General features: G+C 68.2%; 12 protein-coding genes, 2 tRNA genes and 4 pseudogenes. 6 read left to right on the top strand and 12 right to left on the bottom strand.

Going from position 1 to position 20898, the window contains the following annotated elements; genetic code table 11:
• Positions 1–52: 52 nt before the first annotated feature.
• On the top strand, positions 53–1144 hold the full coding sequence (locus OUO20_RS00315) for a hypothetical protein (protein WP_268002602.1): 1092 nt from the start codon (positions 53–55) through the stop codon (positions 1142–1144).
• A gap of 100 nt (positions 1145–1244) precedes the next feature.
• Complete coding sequence (locus tag OUO20_RS00310; protein ID WP_018771206.1) at positions 1245–1430, top strand: hypothetical protein; 186 nt, start codon at positions 1245–1247, stop codon at positions 1428–1430.
• Positions 1431–1648: 218 nt separating this feature from the next.
• Here OUO20_RS00310 and OUO20_RS00305 read toward each other — a convergent pair whose 3' ends face one another.
• The 10 genes and pseudogenes from OUO20_RS00305 to OUO20_RS00260 form a co-directional block, all read right to left on the bottom strand.
• Positions 1649–2494 (bottom strand): aldo/keto reductase, encoded by an 846-nt coding sequence (locus OUO20_RS00305; RefSeq protein ID WP_026266063.1) that lies wholly within the window; start codon positions 2492–2494, stop codon positions 1649–1651.
• Between the two features lie 117 nt (positions 2495–2611).
• The gene (locus tag OUO20_RS00300; protein WP_018771208.1) at positions 2612–3055 is read right to left on the bottom strand and encodes a hypothetical protein; all 444 of its coding nucleotides are present in this window, start codon (positions 3053–3055) and stop codon (positions 2612–2614) included.
• Positions 3056–3062: 7 nt separating this feature from the next.
• Positions 3063–3689, bottom strand: a complete 627-nt coding sequence (locus OUO20_RS00295) for a bacterial proteasome activator family protein (protein WP_018771209.1) — start codon at positions 3687–3689, stop codon at positions 3063–3065.
• A gap of 91 nt (positions 3690–3780) precedes the next feature.
• Positions 3781–3984, bottom strand: a complete 204-nt coding sequence (locus tag OUO20_RS00290) for a YbdD/YjiX family protein (protein ID WP_018771210.1) — start codon at positions 3982–3984, stop codon at positions 3781–3783.
• Positions 3984–6281, bottom strand: coding sequence for a carbon starvation CstA family protein (locus OUO20_RS00285; protein WP_018771211.1), 2298 nt, complete (start codon positions 6279–6281; stop codon positions 3984–3986). The genes OUO20_RS00290 and OUO20_RS00285 overlap by 1 nt, the downstream gene beginning before the upstream one ends.
• Positions 6282–6506: 225 nt before the next feature.
• Positions 6507–6790, bottom strand: a pseudogene (locus OUO20_RS00280) (DUF1540 domain-containing protein).
• Between the two features lie 92 nt (positions 6791–6882).
• Positions 6883–8421: a hypothetical protein gene (locus OUO20_RS00275; protein WP_268002601.1), complete on the bottom strand. Its 1539-nt coding sequence runs from the start codon at positions 8419–8421 to the stop codon at positions 6883–6885.
• A gap of 1324 nt (positions 8422–9745) precedes the next feature.
• Complete coding sequence (locus OUO20_RS00270) at positions 9746–10483, bottom strand: ABC transporter ATP-binding protein (protein ID WP_268002600.1); 738 nt, start codon at positions 10481–10483, stop codon at positions 9746–9748.
• Positions 10480–11085 (bottom strand): PadR family transcriptional regulator, encoded by a 606-nt coding sequence (locus OUO20_RS00265; RefSeq protein WP_268002599.1) that lies wholly within the window; start codon positions 11083–11085, stop codon positions 10480–10482. The genes OUO20_RS00270 and OUO20_RS00265 overlap by 4 nt, the downstream gene beginning before the upstream one ends.
• A 123-nt stretch (positions 11086–11208) precedes the next feature.
• Positions 11209–12191 (bottom strand): annotated as a pseudogene (locus OUO20_RS00260) (NAD(P)H-quinone oxidoreductase).
• A gap of 108 nt (positions 12192–12299) precedes the next feature.
• Here OUO20_RS00260 and OUO20_RS00255 point away from each other — a divergent pair.
• A tRNA-Ser gene (locus OUO20_RS00255) sits at positions 12300–12387 on the top strand.
• A gap of 93 nt (positions 12388–12480) precedes the next feature.
• Here the strand turns inward: OUO20_RS00255 and OUO20_RS00250 are convergent.
• Positions 12481–14408: pseudogene (locus OUO20_RS00250) on the bottom strand (FAD/NAD(P)-binding protein).
• 84 nt (positions 14409–14492) lie between these two features.
• Between OUO20_RS00250 and OUO20_RS00245 the strand changes: the two are divergent.
• The 3 genes and pseudogenes from OUO20_RS00245 (at position 14493) to OUO20_RS00235 (ending at position 18729) form a co-directional block, all read left to right on the top strand.
• A pseudogene (locus tag OUO20_RS00245) lies at positions 14493–16735 on the top strand (prolyl oligopeptidase family serine peptidase).
• A 189-nt stretch (positions 16736–16924) separates the two neighbouring features.
• Positions 16925–17013, top strand: a tRNA-Ser gene (locus OUO20_RS00240).
• A gap of 234 nt (positions 17014–17247) precedes the next feature.
• Positions 17248–18729, top strand: a complete 1482-nt coding sequence (locus tag OUO20_RS00235; protein WP_223993843.1) for an MFS transporter — start codon at positions 17248–17250, stop codon at positions 18727–18729.
• On the opposite strand, the gene OUO20_RS00230 is transcribed toward OUO20_RS00235, so the two are convergent.
• Entirely contained in the window at positions 18653–20857 is a 2205-nt protein-coding gene (locus tag OUO20_RS00230) for a RecQ family ATP-dependent DNA helicase (protein ID WP_134165833.1), read from the bottom strand. The genes OUO20_RS00235 and OUO20_RS00230 overlap by 77 nt on opposite strands.
• Between the last annotated feature and the right edge of the window lie 41 nt (positions 20858–20898).

The raw sequence follows: 20898 nt of genomic DNA, 5'->3' as shown, positions 1-20898 counted from the left end.
CTACTTGGCATGCCCTCTCGCCCCGGGCATCGGCGGGACCTACTGTGGAGCTATGGACGCCGCAGCAGCACACGCCTTTGCGATCCCGCCGGTATCGGTTCACCGTCCCACCACGGCCGTGGAAGACGCCGTCACCCTCGCGGCCGGCGTCTGGCTCCTCACGGGGACCTACGTTGACGGCTGGGCGCACAACAACCTCCGCGGCCTGGAGACGTTCTTCACACCGTGGCACGCGATCCTCTACTCAGGCTTCGCCGCCTGCGCCCTCTGGATCGGCGCTTTGACCTGGCGCCGGCACGCCCCGGGGACGAGGTGGCGGGAAGCAGTCCCTGCCGGCTATGGGGCAGCCGCCGCCGGCGTACTCCTCTTCCTTGCTTCCGGGCTGGGCGACTTCGCCTGGCATTCGGTGTTCGGCATTGAGCAGAACATCAGCGCCCTGTTCAGCCCGTCCCACCTGGGTCTGGCTACCGGCGGCTTCCTCATTCTTGGTGCACCTTTCTCGGCAGCGTGGCACTCACCTGCCCGGCCATGGGGCCGGCAGGTGCCGGCGTTCGTGAGCGCGATGCTCGCCGGCATGGTTGCAGCTTTCATCCTGCAGGAGTTTGCGGTCTTCTCCCGCCATGGCCTCATCCAGACGTACTCCGGCCCCGCCGGGACCCAGCCGGCGGTGACGGGTCCAACGTCGTCGAGCATCATGGTCTCCTTGGCGACATTCCTGGTCTCGACGTTCGTGCTCTTCGTTCCCATCCTGTTGCTGTCGCTGCGGTGGCGGCTGCCGGCCCTGGTGCCGGCGGCGATGGTGCTGGTCCCCTCCGCAGCCCTGCAGATCATGGTGGCCCTGCGGGATGCCTGGCTGTTGCCGGCTGCCCTGGCCGGTTCACTCCTGGTAGGAGTGGTGTGGGCGGTGGCGCGGCCGGTCCCGGACAGTCCCGCGCGGCTCCTAACCGCGGCAGGCCTCTCACCTGTCGTCTTCTGGGCCCCCTATTTCGCTACTGTGGCGCTTCACGACCGGGCGCTCAGCTTCCCGCCCGAGATATGGAGCGGAACCCTCACATGGAGCGGGCTTGCAATGCTGTCCGTGGCCGCACTCGTGCTGAAGGTGCGGGCCACCGGCGCCGCAGTCCCGGATCCACGGGCCCTTTAGCCCGCCAGGTGCGCGGCCTGGCTTCAGCCGGGTTGGCAAATCCCAACAACACGCGGCGCTGCTTCCGGTGAATGTCAGACCCCGGTTGCACACTGGATTTATGGAAAACCAAGCCGTACAGGAATTTCACGTAACGTACTTCGACGCCGACTGCGGCCGGGCCCGCTCCGAGTATTTTGACACCCTCGAAGAGGCCGAGCGCTTCGCCTCCCGGCACTGCCACGGCGAAGACAGCTGGGCCGTGGTGGACGCCGTCACCGTGGAGCACGTCCGAATCGCCGCCTGACCGGTTCAGCCAAAAACCCCGCGGTCCACTGCCCAGGCCAGCCGGGGCCCAGCTCCGCCAACCAGGGTGCAAACCAGGCAGGACAGCCACGCCGGTTACGGGCGCCAGCCTCGCATTAAAGCCGTCAGCCCGCGCTGCCTGGCGGTTGCCGGCAGCACGGGCTGACGTTGGTTCGGCGGAGGTCCCCGGCCGGTTGGGCCGGCACCGCCGGTCGCGGGTTACGCGAAGTCGGAGACCGCGGGATCGGGTCCGATGCGGCCCTCGCCGCCGGCGGTGCGGTCCAGGTTGTTGATGGCTTCAACGTCCCCGGCGTCCAGGGAAACCTCGAGTGCCGCGAAGTTCTCCTTGATGCGGGACTCAGTCACGGACTTGGGGATGACCACGTTGCCGATGGCCAGGTGCCACGCAATGACCACCTGGGCGGGAGTCGCCTGGTGCTTGGCAGCGATCGACGCAACAACAGGGTCCTGCAGCAGTTCCCCGCCCTGGCCCAACGGGGACCATGCCTGGGTCAGGATGCCTTTTTCTGCTCCAAATTCCCGCAGTTCACGCTGGCTGAAGTAGGGGTGCAGTTCGATCTGGTGGATGGCCGGAACCACTCCAGTTTCATCGATCAGGCGCTGCAGGCCCTCGGCGGTGAAGTTGGAGACACCGATGGACTTGACCCGGCCGCGCTTCTGGAGTTCGATCAGCGCCTTCCACGTGTCCACGTATTTGTCCTGCTTGGGCTGCATCCAGTGGATCAGGTAGAGGTCCAGCGTTTCGAGGCCAAGCCGGTCCATGGATTCCTCGAAGGCGGCGAGGGTGGATTCGTACCCCTGATCCGCGTTCCACAGCTTGGTGGTGATGAAGATCTGTTCCGGTGACAGGCCGGAGCCGGCGATTGCACGGCCAACGCCTGCCTCGTTGCCGTAGATCTTCGCCGTGTCGATGTGCCGGAAGCCGGCTTCGAAGGCCTGGCGGACAACCTTTTCAGCCACGCCGTCCTCAACCTGCCACACACCATAGCCGAGCTGGGGGATCGTGTTTCCGTCGTTGAAAGTCAAGGTAGGTGAAGAAGTCATTTCTTCATCCTGCCAAACGTCCCCCGCTTCAGGCTCCCGTTTGGTTCAATGTCAGCCACACGCGTAACCGCGATATTTACGTCCCAAACCGGGAATATTTGCGCGGCACCGGTCCAGCTACTCCCCGCGAAGCTGCCTCTCGGCGTCGTTCACCTGCTGGAACACCGCCTCAGCCCGGCGCCGGACCGACACCGCACCAACCGGTACCGGCCCCACGGCGAGCCGCAGCATTGCCGCCGCCTCAGCCGTGGTCGCCAGCGAATTGCCCGCCTTGGAGAGGGACCTGTGGACGTCCGCAAGGCCGGCCGGGATGTCCAGGCCGTCACTGGGCGCACGCCGCTGCGCTTCCATGCATACCGTCCGGACACGCTGCAGGAGGCCGGCCAGTTCGTTGGCGATATCCACCAGTTCCCCGTACAGCTGGTCGTCCTCCACCCCTTCGAGCACCTGGTGGAAGCGGTCAAGTCCCCGCTGGAAGCGGTCGTGCGCGCGGCGCCACAACCCCTTGCCCAGTTCAACATCATCCTTGCGCCCCTGCCGTGCGGCGCTGAAAAAGCCCAAGCGGAGCCTACAGGTACTGCCCGGGACCGTGGTCCGGTTCGTCACGCTGGTTGGGCCGTGCCTGCGCCCCCGGCCGTGCTCCGGCCGGGGCGCGCTGCGGCTCGCCGTTTTCGCCGATGACGACGCCGGGCGCAATCATGGTGCCTGGCGGCAGCTGACGCAGCTGCAGCTGCGCGGCGGCGTGTTCGCGGGCGGCGTTCTGCGCCGCGATGGCGGTCTGGATCCCGTGGAACAAGCCCTCAAGCCAACCCACCAACTGCGCCTGGGCGATCCGGAGCTCGGCGTCGGAGGGCGTGGCGTCGTCCGAGAAGGGCAGGTTGATCCTGTCCAGTTCTGCCACCAGCTCCGGCGCAAGCCCGTCCTCCAGCTCCTTGATGGAGCGGGCGTGGATGGCGGCCAGCCGGCCCCGCGCAGCGTCGTCAAGCGGCGCGGACTTCACCTCTTCGAGAAGCTGGCGGATCATGGTGCCGATCCGCATCACCTTGGCAGGCTCGTCCACCAGATCCTGCAGGCTGCTGCCCCTGGGCTTGCCGTCCGCGGCGGACGGAATCTGCACGGGGTCCTGGGTGTCGTCAACGGGAGTGCCTTCTACCGGGAGGTCCTCAGCTGCCTGAGTGTCGTTGGGATCGCTCATGCGTTCATACTCTCACGGCCCATCCGCCCGGAGTCCACCCGTGAACGCCTGTGGCGGGCTTGTCCGCTGCCGGCTCAATCAGCAGGCCCAATCAGCAGCACCTGCCCTGCGGGTTGTTGTCCTGGCGGTCCGTACGGTCCCGCCAAAACTCGCGTTCGCTGAGGGGCTCCTCCTGGTGCCCGGCTGCCCTGTGGTGCTCGAGGTACTTGGTGTAGGCGTCCGCGCCCATGACGCCGCCCAGGTAGCGGGCGAACCCGCGGAAGCCATTGGCCACCAAAGCCACACCGGTGCCCATCAGTGCCTGGCCCGTTCAAGCCGTGCGTCTGCGGGCACCCTGTCCCACTCGGCTGCCAACTCACGTTCGGCCGTCGTCGGCACCAGTCCGGCGGGGGCGAAGACGCGCGAGGGAACCGCCGGGTCCTCGTTGTCCGTGGTGGCAGTGCCGGCCGCCCTGTCACGGAATGCCTTGACCGTGGCCAGCACCGCCGTGGCAATCACGATGATGCTCAGCACCACGAAGATCACGGACAGCCAGCCCTGGATGGCCGTGTTGCGGACCACAGCTTCCATGGCGGCCCCGGTCTTGGCGGTACCGAACTCGGTCTTGCCGTCCGCCAGCGCCTTGCTGAAGGCGGCGTTGTTCGCGAAGTACCCCACGGCAGGGACGGGCGAGAAGATCTTCAGGTAGCTGGCGGTGATGGTGACCACGGCGGCGAAGGCCAGCGGCAGGGCAACGATCCACAGGTACTTGAAGGTGCCGCGCTTGGCGACGATGGCCAGGCATACAGCCAGCGCGATGGCGGCCAGGAGCTGGTTGGCGATGCCGAACAGCGGGAACAGGGTGTTGATGCCGCCCAGCGGATCGGTCACGCCCATCAGCAGCACGGCACCCCAGGCAGCCACCATGATGGCCGTGCAGAGCCAGGCCCCGGGCCGCCAGGAGGCTTCCTTGAACTTGGGGACGAAGTTGCCGATCGAGTCCTGCAGCATGAAACGTGCAACGCGGGTGCCGGCATCCACGGCGGTGAGGATGAAGAGCGCCTCGAACATGATGGCGAAGTGGTACCAGAACGCCATCATGGCCGTCCCGCCGATGAACTGCTGCATGATGTGCGCCAGCCCGACGGCCAGCGTGGGTGCGCCGCCGGTGCGGGAGACGATGCTCTGCTCCCCAACGTTGGCGGCGGTTTCGCTGAGCAGGCCGGGGGTGATGTTGACGCCGCTCAGGCCCAGGCCGTTGACCCAGGTGGCTGCCGTTTCCACGGTGCCGCCCGTCAGCGCCGTGGGGGCATTCATGGCGAAGTAGAGGCCGCGGTCGATCGAGATGGCTGCTACCAGCGCCATGATGGCCACGAAGGATTCCATCAGCATGCCGCCGTAGCCGATGTACCGGGTCTGCCGTTCCTTCTCCACCAGTTTGGGGGTGGTGCCGGACGAGATCAGGGCGTGGAAACCGGACAGCGCACCACAGGCGATGGTCACGAACAGGAAGGGGAACAGTGCGCCGGAGAACACGGGCCCGTTCTCGCGGCCGGCGAATTCGCTGAAGGCCGGGACGGTGATTTCGGGCCGGACCACGATGATCGCCAGCGCGAGCATCACGATCACGCCGATCTTCATGAAGGTGGAGAGGTAGTCGCGCGGAGCCAGGAGCAGCCATACGGGCAGGATCGCAGCAATGAAGCCGTAAACGATCAGGCCCCAGGCGATGGTGACCTTGTCCAGGTGGAACACGGTGGCGCCCCATTGGGTCTGCGCCACCAGGCCGCCGCCGATGATGGCCGCCATCAGGAGGACGAAGCCGATGATCGAGACCTCCATGACCTTGCCGGGGCGCAGGTAACGGAGGTAGACACCCATGAACAGGGCGATGGGGATGGTCATGCCCACCGAGAACACGCCCCACGGGCTTTCGCCCAGGGCATTAACGACGACGAGCGCCAGGATGGCCACGATGATCACCATGATGAGCAGGGTGGCGATGAGGGCGGCCGTGCCGCCGATGACGCCAAGTTCCTCGCGGGCCATCTGGCCCAGCGACCGGCCGCCGCGGCGCATGGAGAAGAACATGACCAGGTAGTCCTGGACGGCCCCGGCAAGGACGACGCCGAGGATGATCCAGATGGTGCCGGGCAGGTAGCCCATCTGCGCCGCGATGACCGGCCCCACCAGCGGGCCGGCGCCGGCAATGGCGGCGAAGTGGTGGCCGAACAGGACGTTGCGGTCGGTGCGGACGTAGTCCTTGCCGTCTGCCTTGTATTCGGCAGGGGTGGCGCGCCGGTCGTCAGGCTTGGTGATGTAGCGCTCGATCACCTTCGAGTAGAAGCGGTACCCGATGAGGTAGGTGCAGACGGAGGCAAAGACGAACCAGATGGCATTGACGGTTTCCCCGCGGACGATCGCCAGCATGAACCAGGCCACCCCGCCGAGGAGGGCGATTGCTGCCCAGAGCGCGATCTTGCCTGGCGTCCACCTCCGGTCTTCGGCGTCGAGCCGTGCCTCGTCCACAGCGGGCGGGGGAAGATTCGGGTCAGTCGCCAACCCGCCCTCCGCCCGGGATCCGTTGTTCCGCTGGTCAGGCATTCCGGCCATGTCTCCTCCTTGAGAGTTTTCCCTCGTTTGCTACTGGGCACCCTACCAACGCCGATCCTGCCAAAAGGGTCCGACGGCGGCGCGGCGCCGGCCTGTGCGGCGAGCGGCGGCAGTCCGGCGCTGAATGAGCGGTGACGGACGTACGACGGCGGGCTGCGGCAAAGCGAAGGCTCCCGTCCGGATTCCGGACGGGAGCCTTCGCCCTTCGCATGGCGGCAGGGACGGTCAGGCGTGGGCGTAGGTGAGGCAGTCAGCGTTGTCGGCTCCCGGCCCGACGTGCACCTCCGGGGCGTTGCACATCAGGTGGTCATTGTGGACGCACTCGGCCCGCTGGCAGGCTCCCACGTCGGCGAGGACCTTGGGCAGGCCGCCGTGGATGCCGGTCTCGATGAACGTGGCGCAGGATGCGTGGTCCTGGCTTCCCCCACGGTGATGGCATGGGCGGTGCAGCCTTCATGGTCGTTGAATGAACAACGGGTGACACTGCAGTCGGCAACATGGGTCGTCATGAAGTTCCTCCGTAAGTTCCACCGCCCGGGCGGGCGGCTCGTGCACCTACGGTAGGCCTGATCCCGGTGATCAAAAGACCCAATACTTTGACCTAATGCCCCTCCGCCAGGCTGCGCCTGGACAGGGGCAGCCCGGACCGGGTGAAGGCCCAGGCGAGCGCTGCCGCCGTCAAGGGCACTGCCACCAGCAGCGCGGACAGGTGCAGCCAGGGAACCTCGAGGGCTGTCCGCATGTCCGTGGAAAGGACCAGCAGGACCGCGGGCACCGTTCCTGCCAGCGTCCCCAGAACGGCTCCAACGCCGCTGGTGAACAGTCCCTGCGACCCGGCAAGGGCCTTGCGCAGCCTTGGCGAGGCCCCGACGCCGGCGAGGACCGCATGGTCCTTCCGGGCATCAGCCATGGAGAGTCCTGTCGTAATGCCCGCCGCGCTGAAGGTGATCAGCGCAGCCGCGGCCACGATGGACCAGGTGATCCACTGGCTTACCTGCGAAACGCCCGGTTCCGCCTGGAAAGTCATGCCCGGCTGCCCGTAGACGGCGGCGGCCGCAGCGGAGGCCGCATCTGCCTCAGCCTCGGAGGGGTAGGCAGAGAGCTGCACGAGCAGTCCGGCCGGGGCCGCGCGGAGGTCCAGGCGTTCGGCGGTTTCCGGCGAGACAACGCCGTAGTAGGGCACCGGGACAGCCGGTTCAAGCACTGCCGCGGCAAGGGAGTCGCTCCTGACGGTTGAGGGGACGGTGCCCGGCCCCGAGGATGCCGGCTCTTGGGTCCGTACGTCCTTTCCCTCGAGCAGTACCCTTCCATCACTGACGAACACCGGGTTGGTCACCACCATCCCGCCGGCGTCCAGCACCGCCGTTGCCTCGGCGGTGGCGCTGCGGCCCAGCGCCGCCCGGATCTCCTCGCCGCCGCCCACCAGGATGGCCCGGCCGGACGGTTGTTCGCTGACCATGGAACCGCGGCACCGCCAGTCGCCCGGGTCCAACACCCTTCCCTTGGGAGTCCTAGGGCATTCATTTGCCTGCGGCCTGGCAAGCGAAAACAGCAGGCAGTTTGACGTATCCGTGCGCGCCGGCAGTCCGGGATCAGCCGGGCCCTCGGGGCAGTTGCGCAGGCCCTCCGGCGCCGTGATCACGTGCGTCGATTCGACGGTGCCAAGGGCATCTGCCACCGCAGAGGAGAGCTTAGGGACATCCACCCGGACGGCCGGCTTCCTGCTGCCATCGGCCGACGCCGGCGGGTCCACCACCAGCGGCAGGTACGCCTGGTTTTCCAGGGCGCCCCAGTAATGTGATTCCCGCATCCCTGCCTGCTGGCTGGCGGAGAGCACCAGGGCGGCGCTTGCCAGGGTGGCGGCGGCGAGTACCGCGGCCACAGCGGGAACGCTGCGCCCGCGGTTCCGGGCCGAATCACGGGCCGCCATCCGGAGTGACAGCGGCATCCACTGGATGCGGGAGGTCAGGCGGAGGACCAGCCAGCCGGTCAGCAGCACCAGGGCAACAACCGCCAGCACGGCGCCGAGGATGAGCACCGTGACCACCAGCGGCAGTTGCTCCGCCAGCCGGTCCGGATCGTTGGTGGACCGTCCCAACAGCCAGCCCGCCACCAACAGCCCGGCAGCGAGTACCAGCACCCCGGCGCCGGCCAGGGTGCCCGCCGCGGCTTCGCGGAGGGTGCCCGGCCGGCTTTGAGGGCACCCAGCACCGCCTGACGGGAAACCTGGCGGGCAGGTACCATCGCCGCGATGGTGCAGGATGCCAGCCCCATGGCCATGGCGGCGAGTGTCAGCAGGAAATCCGGATGCAGCCCTGCCAGCCGTGCCGAGCCGTGCAACCGGACCACGTGGACGACGACGGCAGCGGCTCCCAGCCCCACCGCGGCTCCGGCGGCAACGGCAACGCCGCCCAGCCAGAGTCCACCCGCGGTGACAACAGCGCGGATGGCGGGGCCTTCCGCACCCGAGGATGCCAGCAGTGCCAGCTCACGCACCTGCTGCCTGGCGCCCACGGCGAAGGCAGCACCGGCCAGCAGGCCCACCTCCAGCAGCGCCAGGGCGCCGATCAGGCCGAAGCCGGCGTAGACGGCCACCGCTTCCGTGGAATCATCCCGGGGCACGGAACCGGCAACGGTCCGTTCCTCCCGGGACGGCGGGTCCAGCACCACGCTGCGGGACAGCACGCCCACGCCTTTACTGTTGGCTTCCATGACCTGCGGCCAGGTGACCGGCTCCGGACCCACCAGGTAGTAGGACACGGACTGGCGGGTCTGCGGTCCCCTGGCAAGGTCAGAGGGTACCTGTCCTGCCTGCAGGTACAGGAAACTGGTGCCGTCCGGGAGGCCGGCATCGCGAATGGTGCCCACCGGCACGAAGGTGCCTGCCGACGTCGTAAATTCCTGTCCGAAAGTGAGGTGGAAGCGCGTCATCAGCCCGGGCGACGCCAGCACCTCCGTGCCGTCGCGCGGGGCCCGGCCCGCCAGGAGGCTGAACTTTCCGGTGAAGGCCGGATTGAGGGCATCCACTTCGCGGCCCTGCAGCGAAACAAGTGCTTCCCCCACGCCGGTGGTCAGCTGGAGCAGGCGTTGCGGCAGCACATCGTAGCCCGCGGGAATGGCGTCAAGCGGGTCGGTCCGCCGGAATTCAGGATCGAACCGGCCGGTGCTGGAGGCGACCACACCGTCATTGAGCGGGTCCTGGAGGGAGTCCGCGCTGGGAACGGGCAGGACGCTGAACCTGGCCTGGGTGCTTCCCAGTTCGTAGGTGACGATTTCACCCGGCGTCCGCTGCGAGCTCTGGTAGAGGGTGGCGGCACCCGTCATCCCGGCCACGGGCAGCATGATGAGCAGGATGATGAGGAGGGACCGCCCCTTGTGGCGGGTGATGTCCCGGCGCGCCAGCCGCAGGGCAACCCGAAGGCTGCTCCGGCGGCTTGTGGGCGCCGGAGCAAGGTCCACCGGCATCAGAGACCGGCCTGGGTGAGCAGCATGGTGGGATCGTGCATGGCGGCGGCCTGGTCGATGATCCGCCCGTCCCGAAGGAAAACCACGCGGTCCGCCCAGGCGGCGTGCCTGGCTTCGTGGGTGACGAGCATGACGGCCGCTCCGGCGTCGGCACGGGTCCGCAGGACCTCCATGACCCCTTGGCCCGTTGTCGAATCCAATGCACCTGTAGGTTCATCGGCCAGGATCAGCCGCCGCTGGCCCACGATGGCCCTGGCGATCGCGACGCGCTGCTGCTGGCCGCCGGACATCTGGTCCATGAACCGGTCCGCCAGTTCGGGAATCCCCACTTGCCACAGCGCATCGGCGGACTGCCGGTGCGCTTTCCTGGTGGAAGTTCCGTCCAGTTCCAGCGGCAGCGCCACGTTCTCCGCGGCGGTCAGCGTGGGAACCAGGTTGAAGTCCTGGAAGACGTACCCCACGGCCCGGCGGCGCAGCCGGGCCAGTTCGTTCAGGCCCAGCCCGGCCAGCGGCGTGGACTCAACGTAGACAGCGCCCGACGTCGGCCGGTCCAGTCCGCCGGCAATGGCCAGCAGGGAGGACTTGCCGGAGCCCGACGGGCCCATGACCGCGACGAACTCCCCTGCTGAAATGGTGAGGTCAACGTCGCGGAGGGCGGCGACCGCCGTCGCGCCGTGCCCGAAAGTCCTTCCCACCCTGGCGAGTTCAACGACCTGCTGCGGCCCCTGCACGCTCACCGGCGGATGTCCGCGTTGAGCGGGGTGTCTTCCGTGGCCCCGTTGGAGGCTTTCCAGGCTCCACTTGCCGCCGTGGCCTGCGCCTGCTGGACCATCCTGGCCTCGCAAAGGTCCAGCCAGCGGACTTCCGCTTCGGTCTGGAAGATCAGTGAATCGAGCACCAACAGCCAGGCAGTATCCGTGGCCCGCTGGTTTGCCGCCGTATCGCGGCGCGCCCTGGTGTAGTCCTGCAGGGCGCGGATGGACGCCACGCGCTGGGCCTGGATGATGGCCTGGACATCGACCCCGGGCAGGGTAACGGCGAGCGCAAGCTTGATGGCGAGCTCGTTGCGTGGTGGGCTGTTCCGCTCCACGGGGGCGGCAAACCAGTTCCGCACCTCGTCCTTGCCGGCAGGGGTGATGCTGTACACCACGTGCCCTTCGCCGTCGTCGCCCTCCTTAGCCACCAAGGCATCGCGCTCCAGCCGGTCAAGCGTGGTGTACACCTGCCCGATGTTCAGCGGCCACGTGGCCCCGGTGCGGTTCTCGAACTCGACCCGCAGCTGGTAGCCGTAGCGCGGCTGGTCCTGCAACAGGGCAAGGAGGCTGTGGCGAATGGACATTGTGCTCCCCCGGGCTGGTTCCAACCGGTATGCACGCGCCCCCAAGACCCGTGCATACCGCGTATAGGCAGCCTAGCCCCGACTGACGCCCCGGCGCAATACCGGGTATGCAACCGAGGGTTCCTACATGACCAGGAGGACCTTGCCCACGTGGTCGCCGCTGTCGAAATAGCGGTGGGCTGCCGCAACCTGGTCCAGCGGGAAGGTCTTGGCGACCAGCGGACGGATCCGGCCGTCAGCCACCAGCGGCCACACGGCGTCCCGCACCGCAGTCATGATGGCACCCTTTTCCGCTACCGGCCGGGGCCGCAGGGCGGTGGCCACCACGGCTGCCCGCTTCTTCAGCAACAGGCCCAGGTCCAGCTCCCCCTTGGTGCCGCCTTGCAGGCCGATCACCACCAGGCGCCCGTAGTCGGCCAGGGCCTCCACGTTCTGCTTGAGGTACTTGGCCCCCACCACGTCCAGGATGACGTCCGCCCCGTAGCCATCGTTCTGCCGCCGCAGGCTCTCCGGGAAGTCCTCCTCGGCGTAGTTGATGGCGATGTCAGCACCAAGGAACGCCTTGGCGGTGCCCACCTTCTCGTCAGTGCCGGCAGTCGTGGCCACCTTGGCGCCAAAGGCCTTGGCAAGCTGGATGGCCATGGTGCCGATCCCGCCGGTGGCGCCGTGGATGAGGACGGTCTCCCCGGCTGCAGCTGCGCCGTCATGATCAGGTTCGAATAGACCGTTGCGGCCACTTCCGGCAGCGAGGCCGCTGTGACCAGGTCCACCCCGTCCGGCACCCGCAGTACCTGCTCGGCCGGAACCGCCACCTGCTGGGCATAGCCGCCGCCGGCCAGCAGGGCCACCACCTTGTCCCCCAACGAAAATGGCTTGCTGACGCCAGGGCCAAAGCCTGCGATCCGGCCCGAAACTTCCAGCCCGGGGATCTCGGAGGCACCGGGAGGCGGCGGGTAGAAACCCCGGCGCTGCTGGACATCGGCCCGGTTCAGGCCCGCAGCCACCACGTCAATGAGCACTTCGCCCTGGCCAGGCACCGGCGCATCCACGTCCCGGACTTCCAGCACTTCCGGGCCGCCCGGTTCCGATATGTAGACGGCTTTCATGGACCTCTCCCGTTCCTGACTCAAATCCTGGCTGCAACAAGTGTGCACCGGGCACCTTCCCGCTCCTGTTTTGTTGCAGGCAAGTGCCTATGAAACACTACTAGCTGAGGAAGGTTGTCCGAGCGGCCGAAGGAGCTGGTCTTGAAAACCAGTGTGCGGTAACCCCGTACCAAGAGTTCGAATCTCTTACCTTCCGCACTGGAAACCCCTGGCAGCCGGCACCGGCCGCCAGGGGTTTTGTGTTTTGGGCGCTGCTGCCTTACCGGTCAAGCGTGACAGGGAGTTCGGGTCAGCGTCGCAGGATGGCTGCCGCGATCTCGTCTGCATCCCTGAGGGTGCGCTGGCCGCTGCGGTAGGCGGGGCTGCCCGGCTGGAGGGCTTCGGCCGCGATGGCCGTGCCCCACTGGGTGGAGGACAACTGGAGGCCCAGCACGTACAGGTTTTCCGTCACGGACCCGTTGGAGGCAAGTGGGCGGTACGGGTGGGGCTCCACGTCCAGGCCCGTGGACTCGACGGGGGCACCTTCTGCGGTCATCATGAGCCGTGGACGCACCAGCCCATCGGACAGCATCTGCTCCAGGACCGGCGAATCATTGGCCGACACCCTGTTGCCCGGCGCAAGGGCCTCCACCATGGTCCGTGCCAGGACCGGCGGACCGGCAACCCACGGCGAGGAAGCCGTGAACATCGCGGACTGCCGGTCCACGCCGAACTTGGGGTCGGGTCCAACGAAGCTGACCACCCCTGCCCTGGCCAGTGCGGCGAGCTGTTCGGCGCGCAGCGCCGGCGGCCCGCTGGCAAGGCCTTCCACGAAGGATTCAAACCAGCCGCGCAGCCCGGCGACCCATGATTCATCGGTGATGCCGCCGTCGGCCACCGCCGTTTTGAGGAGGGCCCGCCCGTGGTGCAGGGCGCCGATGGCCATCTTGACGGGGTCGTCCTCGCCGAGCGCGGACCGGCGTGCATCGTCCAGCAGGAACTCCACCACGGCGGCATCGTGCTCGCGCCGGGACGCGAAGGAGCGCCCCGCCAAGGGGGCCGCGAGGCCCGGCAGGTCCAGCCGGTGCCGCGGACCAACGTGGACGGCCAGGACGCTTTCCACGGCGTCTTCCCAGTTGGCGGCGCTGTGGGCGTGCGGCTGCAGGGCTTCCTCCAGCGCTGCCAGGAAAGCCGCCGCATCGGGGACAGCCCCCGGCTGCGAGCGCACCAGGGTTGAGTAGTACGCCCAGAGGGCATCGCGGTGCAGCAGGGGCCACAGGTCGTGGTCGAACGAGGGCCGGATTCCGGCCTTGGCCAGCCGCTCCAGGGCGGCTTCGGTGAGGTAGCGGAGCGTGATGGAGGTGGCGTAATAGCCGTTGAGGGCTGCTTTTGCACGGTAGGGGGTTCCGCGCCGGGACGCCGCGATGATCAGGGGTTCCTGGCCGGACGGTTCGTACTCCAGGCGGCTTCCCGTGGACACGAACTTTCCGCCGCGGCCTTCGGTGAGTTGCCCCATCGTGTCGAAGAAGTTCAGGCCCATCCCGCGGACCAGCACGGGTTTCCCCGCGGGAATCCGTGTCCAGTCCACGTCTGCGGGCACGGCAGGGGAAAGTACTGCAGGCCCAGCTGCTCGGCCGCGGCGTGCAGGCCGCGCTGTTCCGGATTCAGCCGGGACGGGATGTGCCCCAGGGCGAGCACCACTGCGTTGGCGCGGAGGGCAGCCCCGGTGGCCAGGCCGACGTCGAACATTCCGTCCCCCACCGGACGCACGGACACAGCCGACGTTTCGTGGAATTCGACCGTGACGCCGTCGGGAGCCTTGGCCAGCAGCTCCTCCAGCATGCACTTCAGGTAGCGGCCGTACAGGGCGCGGCTGGGGAAGTCATTGGACCCCAGCACCGCCAGTTCCGCCCGCTCCTCACCGGTGAGGGCCGGCAACGGATCCCGCTGCTGCCGGGCACGCCACTGGTCGAACGTGGTGCCGGCCACGGGCGCCGGCAGCGACGGTTCCTGGGGAACCAGCGTGGGGTAGAAGGATTGCGTATTCATGAGGAACAGCCGTGACTGGCCGGGCTGCCACACGTGCCCCGGGCCCGCCGGGTAGGGGTCAACCACGTCGATGTGCAGCTGTGCAGGGCCTCCGGCCGCGGCGGCGTGGGCGAGCAGCCGCTCGAGCACGCTGGTGCCACGGGGGCCGCCGCCGATGATGACGGCCCGGTTGCTCTGCGATAATTCCACGGCATCCAGCGTACGGGCTGGAAGCGGAGGATGTGCCGGACGCTTGACTTGCCAGCCTCGGGGGATGTTGTTTGGATGGGGCGCATGACCACCACAGCAGCTGATCAAGCCTCCGCTCCCGGCCCCGGCCAGGACACCTCCGGCACCGCATCCCAGGGAACTGCGCCCGTGCCCGTCGACGAGAATGTGTGGCTGGAGGACATCTACGGCGAGGAACAGCTGGCCTGGGTCAGGGAGCAGAACTCCCGGACCGAGGACCTGCTGGAGGACGCCGGGTACGCCGAACTGGAGACCAGCATCCTGGAGGTCCTGGACTCCACGGACCGGATCGCCATGGTGGGCAAGCGGGGCGAGTGGTACTACAACTTCTGGAAGGACAGCCAGAACCCCAAGGGCCTGTGGCGGCGGACCACCTGGGAGAGCTACCTCACCGATTCCCCCGATTGGGACGTCCTGCTGGACGTGGACGAGCTGTCCCGGACCGAAGGCGAAGAGTGGGTGTTCCACGGCGCCACGTTCCTGCGCCCCGCGGCCGGAGCCCCTACCGGCTGGCGCTGCTGGCCCTGTCCCCCGACGGCGGCGACGCGAACCGCTACCGCGAGTTCGACGTCGAGGCGCGCGGCTTCGTTGACCCCGCCCGGGGCGGGTTCGACCTGCCGACGGCGAAGGGCAACGTGTCGTGGCTGGATGCCGACACACTCCTGGTTTCCTCCACCGCGGAAGGCCTGCCCAAGACCGCGTCGTCCTACGCCCGCACAGCGCTGACCCTCAAACGCGGCGGTTCCCTGGCCGCTGCCCCGCGCCTTTTCGACGTGCCGGAGGACCACATGATGGCCGTCGCGGCGCACGATTCCACACCCGGATTTGAGCGCACCTTCGCTGTTGACTACATCGACTTCTTCAACCGGACCAACTTTGTGCTCCGGGACGGTGACTGGACGCCGATCGATGTGCCCACCGACGTCAACGTCAGCGCGCACCGGGAATGGCTGCTCTTCCGCCCGCAACAGGACTGGGTCCTCGACGGAACCACCTACCCCTCCGGCGCCCTGCTCGCCGCAAACTTCGAGGACTACCTCGCCGGGAGCCGGCAGCTCACCGTGCTGTTCACCCCCGATGACCACACATCGCTGCAGTCCTGGAGCTGGACCCGCAGCTTCCTGCTGCTGAACCTGCTCAGGGACGTTTCCTCGGAAATCCGGGTCCTGGATCCATCCAGGCCCGCCGGCACCACGGACTGCGGCTGGGCGGCCACCCTCCTTGACGCCTGCCCACCGCTGCATGACGTGAATGCCTACGCCGTGGACGACGAGGACGACGGACCAGCCGACGGCGGCGCCGGCGACGACTTCTGGCTCGTCGCCACCGGTTTCACCACCCCCACCACGCTCATGCGCGGCACCCTGGAGCACCACAGCGCCGGGACGTCCGGCGTGGTGGGCCGGCATGCGGCAATCAAGGCCTCGCCGTCGTTCTTTGCCGACACTGACTATGAAGTGGAGCAGCACTTCGCCGTGTCCGACGACGGCACCCGGGTTCCGTATTTCCAGATTGCTCCGCGGGGGCTGGCTTTGGACGGGCAGAACCCCACCCAGCTGTCCGGCTACGGCGGGTTTGAGGTTTCGCGGACGCCGGCCTACAGCGGCACGGTGGGCCGGGCATGGCTGGAGCGGCGGACCACGCTGTCCGGCGGCGACGGCGGGAAGGCGCCCCACTCCCGCGGCGGAGTGTACGTGGTGGCGAATATCCGGGGCGGCGGGGAGTACGGGCCCGCCTGGCACCGGGCGGCACTGAAGGAAAACCGGCACCGGGCCTACGAGGACTTCGCGGCCGTGGCACGGGACCTCATCTCCCGGGGCGTCACGTCGCCCCGACGCCTGGGCTGCGTGGGCGGCTCCAACGGCGGCCTCCTGGTGGGCAACATGCTCACACGGTACCCCGAACTGTTCAGGGCCGTCTCCTGCGGAGTGCCCCTGCTGGACATGCGGCGTTACACCAAGCTCTCCGCCGGGCATTCGTGGATCGCCGAGTACGGGAACCCGGACGTTCCCGAACAGTGGGAGTACATCAGGACCTTCTCGCCCTACCACCTGCTCAAGGACGCGGTGGAGTACCCGGAGACCTTTATCTGGACGGCAACCTCCGATGACCGGGTTGGCCCCGTGCAGGCGCGGAAGATGGCAGCCCGGATGCTGGCCATGGGCATCCCCAACGTCTGGTTCCACGAAGCCCTGGAGGGTGGCCATGCTGGCGCCTCGGACAACCGGCAGGCTGCCGCGCTGCAGGCCCGCAGCCAGCACTTCCTGTGGAAGGCGCTGGCAGGCTGACCGGCGTGGGCCCCTGGCTGGCTGTCCGGAGGGCCGGTTCCGGCCTCCCGGAAATCCGCATCGTCCGCCCCGGGCAACGATTGCCATAGGGCGCCGGGGCCGCGGCGGGCATGCCCGCGGCTGCGGCGGGGACCGTTTTGCACTGCATGGCCGGATCTGCGTATCCTTGGTGGGCTAGGAATAGCAATTGGAGACGTGCCAGAGCGGCCGAATGGACTTCACTGCTAATGAAGGGTCGGGGTTAAACTCGACCGGGGGTTCAAATCCCCCCGTCTCCGCGTTTGGCCCCGGTCCTGGACCGGGGCCTTTTGCGTTTCAGGGTGCCCTTGGCCAGTCCTAAGCCCGTTCGCGAATCAGCGCCCTGAAGGTTCGGAAACGCGAACAAGCTTCTGATACGCCGGGCGTGGGCGCGGTCCGCGGAAAACGCCGGGCGTGGGCCCGGTCCGCGGAAAACGCTGTCCGGTAGCCGGACGCTGGGCGCGCAGGCCTTGCCGCAGTGGCAGGATTAGCGCATGGCGGCACGCAGCAACTCAAACCAACCGGATGTGGGCCGGGCGGCGTGGAATCCACGCCTGGCGCTTCTGGTGGCGGCAACGTTCTTCATGGAATTCCTGGACGGCACGGTCCTGACCACGGCCATTCCCAGCATTTCGTCGGACTTCGCCATCCCCGCCGCCGACGTCAACATCACCATGACCGCGTACCTGCTGACGGTAGCCGTCGGCATCCCCATCAGCGGCTGGCTGGCGGAGCGGTTCGGCGCCAGGCGGATCTTCTGCGCGGCCATCGCCATCTTCACGCTCGCTTCCCTGGCCTGCGCCCTCAGCCAGGACCTTGCCACGCTGACGCTGAGCCGCATCGCCCAGGGCGTTGGCGGGGCCATGATGGTGCCGGTGGGAACCCTGGTGGTCCTGCGCGGAACGCCGAAATCCGAATTACTGCGTGCCACCGCCTTCCTGGTGTGGCCCGGGCTCCTGGCACCCGTCCTCGCGCCGCTGGTAGGCGGCGCGCTCACCACGTACCTTTCCTGGCACTGGATCTTCCTGGTGAACATTCCCCTTGGTGCCGCCGCGTTTGCCGCCGCCCTGCGCCTGGTCCCCCCGGCTCCGGGAGATCCGCACCGGCGGCTGGACTGGCCCGGAATGGCCCTGACCACGGTGGGGGTGGGCGCACTCGTGGCCGGTCTGGAACTGGCCAGCAGCCATCCTGAACTGCCTTGGGCCGGGATCAGTGCCGCCGCCGGGGTTGCCGCCCTGGCCGGGGCCGTGTTCTGGATGCGCAGGACTCCCCATCCGCTGTTCAACCTGCAGGTCTTCCGCACCCGGACCTTCCGGGCCATGGCCACCGGCGGGTTCATATACCGGGTCACCATCAGTTCAGTGCCGTTCCTGCTGCCCCTGATGTTCCAGACCGGGTTCGGCTGGTCTCCCCTGCATGCCGGGGCGCTGGTGGCGGCCGTGTTCATTGGGAATATCGGGATCAAACCGGCCACTACCCCGCTGATCCGGAAGTTCGGTTTCAAGGCAATGCTGGTGTTCGCCTCGCTGGCCTCCGCCGTCACCTTCGCCCTCTGTGCCCTGCTGACACCGCAGACCCCTGAGGCGTTGATGTTCGTGCTGCTGGTGTGCAGCGGGGCCTTCCGCTCCATCGGTTTCTCGGCTTATGCCTCCGTGCAGTACGCCGACATCCCGCCGGCACAGCTGACCTCCGCCAACACGGTGTCGGCCACCCTGGTACAGCTGGCCACCGGCTCGGGTATCGCGGTGGCAGCCCTGCTTATCCGGACCTTTGACGGGCTGGCCCTCGGACCGCAGGACCCCGCCGGGCCCTTCCGCGGCGCTTTTGTGGCAATGGCCGTCCTGATGCTGGCCAGCACCGCGGACAGCATCCTGCTCCCCCGCCATGCGGGGGCAGCCGTCAGCCGGCCTGGGCCAAAACCAGGGGAAGCACCGCTCCCGCCCCGGCCTGCCGAAGGGCGCGCCCCGCGACGGTAAGGGTCCACCGGCTGTCGGCGAGGTCATCAATCAGCATGACCGTCTGCCCCTGGACGGACTGCAGGGCGGCTTCGAGCTCCGGGCCCACCACCAGCCTGTCCCACACGCCCGCCAGCCGGTAAGCGCTGTTTCCGCCGCGTCCGCCGGTGGGACCGCCGTGCGCCGGCTGCAGATCACCAAGGTAGGGAATGCGCCCGATCTCGGAAATCCCCCTGGCCAGCGAGCCCACCAGCTGCGGTTTGCTGCGGGACGGCATACCCACGATGGCGGCCGGCCTGCCCGCGCCGCTCCAGCCCGGGCTCCGGGCATCGCCGGTTCCCCATTCGCGCAGGACCTGCACGCAGGCCTGGAGCATGCCGGGATCCACCGGCCGGTCCTCCGCGCCGGCGGCAAACAGCTCCCGCAAGGCACCGCCCCACCCCAGGTCGGTCAGCCGGGCCAGGACACGTCCCTCCGAAAGGCCCTCTGCCGGCTTGAGCTTTCCTTTCACCGGTACTCCCAGCCGGTCCATCCCGCTGGGCCACTGAAGACGCGGTTCAAGGACGCCGCCGGCCCGGCTCAGGGTCTGGCCGGCCGCCGCCGTGGCATCGGCTGCCACGTCTGCCGGGAACCACCGGCCGGCGCAGTTGTCGCACCGCCCGCAGGGACGGGCCGTCTCGTCATCCAGGACCGAGGTGATGTACTCCATCCTGCATCCTGCGGTGTCCTGGTAGATCACCATGGAGTCCTGCTCGTCCACCCGTGCCTCGGCAATGCGGCCGTAGCGTTCCGCGTCATAAACCCAGGGCTGGCCGGTGGACCGCCATCCCCCGCCGACCCGTTCCACCGCCCCGTCCACCGACAACACCTTCAGCAACAGCTCAAGCGGCGTGCGGCGAAGGTCCACCCTGGCCTCCAGCGCCACGGTTGACAGGGAGGTTCCGGCTTCAGCCAAGGCCGTCAGCACGGCTCCGGCCTTCTCCTCGGACGGCATGGACGCGGTGGCGAAGTACTGCCAGATCTCACGGTCCTCCGCGCCCGGGAGCAGCAGGACGTCCGCGTTGGCGGCACCACGTCCGGCACGCCCCACCTGCTGGTAGTAGGCGACGGGCGAGGACGGCGCACCGAGGTGGACGACGAAGCCAAGATCGGGCTTGTCGAAGCCCATCCCCAGGGCGGACGTGGCCACCAGCGCCTTGACCTGGTTGTCCTTCAGTAACTGTTCGGCCCGTTCACGGTCTGCGGGATCGGTCCGTCCGGTGTAGGCGAGTACGTTGTGCCCCGCTTCCGACAACAGGCGGGCGGTGTCCTCGGCCGCGGAAACGGTAAGGGTGTAAATAATCCCGCTGCCCGGAAGATCGGCCAGGTGGGTCAGCAGCCAGCCCAGCCGTTCCTTGGAGTCACGGAGCGACAGGACACCAAGCCGCAGCGAGTCACGGCCCAGGGAGCCGCGGATGGTCAGGACTCCCTCACCGAGCTGCTCTTCGATATCGTGCACCACGCGTGAGTTGGCCGTGGCGGTGGTGGCCAGGACCGGGACGGAATCCGGCAGCCTTGTGATGAGGTCCGCGATCCGGCGGTAGTCGGGGCGGAAGTCGTGCCCCCAGTCGGAAATACAGTGGGCTTCATCGATGACCAGCAGGCCGGTCCGGCGGAGCAGTTCGGGCAGCTGGGTTTCGCGGAACGCGGGATTGGTCAGCCGCTCCGGCGAGACGAGGAGGACGTCCACCTCATCGGCGGCCAATTGGCCACGCACGGCGTCCCACTCCAGCTGGTTGGCGGAGTTGATGGCAACGGCACGCACCCCGGCCCGGGCGGCGGCGGCCACCTGGTCCCGCATCAGGGCAAGCAACGGCGAGACGATCAGGGTAGGCCCGGCGCCCCGGCGCCGCAGCAGCAGGGAGGCCACGAAGTACACAGCCGACTTGCCCCAGCCGGTGCGCTGCACCACCAAAGCCCGCCGCCCGCCGTCGACCAGTGCCTCAATGGCCTCAAACTGCCCGTCATGGAAGACCGCGTCCGGGTGCCCCACCAGGCCCCGCAGGACCTCAAGCGCTTCGGCATGGGTGGCGGTGCCCGGTGCGCCGGGAGCTGCCATGTCTGCAACGGCGGTAGCGGAAACTGTGGACGTGTACTGGTTATCGGCCATTGGTTCAGTATCCCAGCACCCTCCGACACCCTGCACAGCCG

It is taken from the genome of Arthrobacter sp. FX8 (assembly GCF_026723805.1).
In the GTDB taxonomy this organism is placed as follows: domain Bacteria; phylum Actinomycetota; class Actinomycetes; order Actinomycetales; family Micrococcaceae; genus Arthrobacter.
This window is presented reverse-complemented; position numbering and strand designations above follow the sequence as displayed.

Coding starts and splice junctions, on each gene's coding strand:
- OUO20_RS00315 (WP_268002602.1), top strand. CDS start 53: ATGGACGCCGCAGCAGCACACGCCTTTGCGATCCCGCCGGTATCGGTT.
- OUO20_RS00310 (WP_018771206.1), top strand. CDS start 1,245: ATGGAAAACCAAGCCGTACAGGAATTTCACGTAACGTACTTCGACGCC.
- OUO20_RS00305 (WP_026266063.1), bottom strand. CDS start 2,494: ATGACTTCTTCACCTACCTTGACTTTCAACGACGGAAACACGATCCCC.
- OUO20_RS00295 (WP_018771209.1), bottom strand. CDS start 3,689: ATGAGCGATCCCAACGACACTCAGGCAGCTGAGGACCTCCCGGTAGAA.
- OUO20_RS00290 (WP_018771210.1), bottom strand. CDS start 3,984: ATGGGCACCGGTGTGGCTTTGGTGGCCAATGGCTTCCGCGGGTTCGCC.
- OUO20_RS00285 (WP_018771211.1), bottom strand. CDS start 6,281: ATGGCCGGAATGCCTGACCAGCGGAACAACGGATCCCGGGCGGAGGGC.
- OUO20_RS00265 (WP_268002599.1), bottom strand. CDS start 11,085: ATGTCCATTCGCCACAGCCTCCTTGCCCTGTTGCAGGACCAGCCGCGC.
- OUO20_RS00235 (WP_223993843.1), top strand. CDS start 17,248: ATGGCGGCACGCAGCAACTCAAACCAACCGGATGTGGGCCGGGCGGCG.
- OUO20_RS00230 (WP_134165833.1), bottom strand. CDS start 20,857: ATGGCCGATAACCAGTACACGTCCACAGTTTCCGCTACCGCCGTTGCA.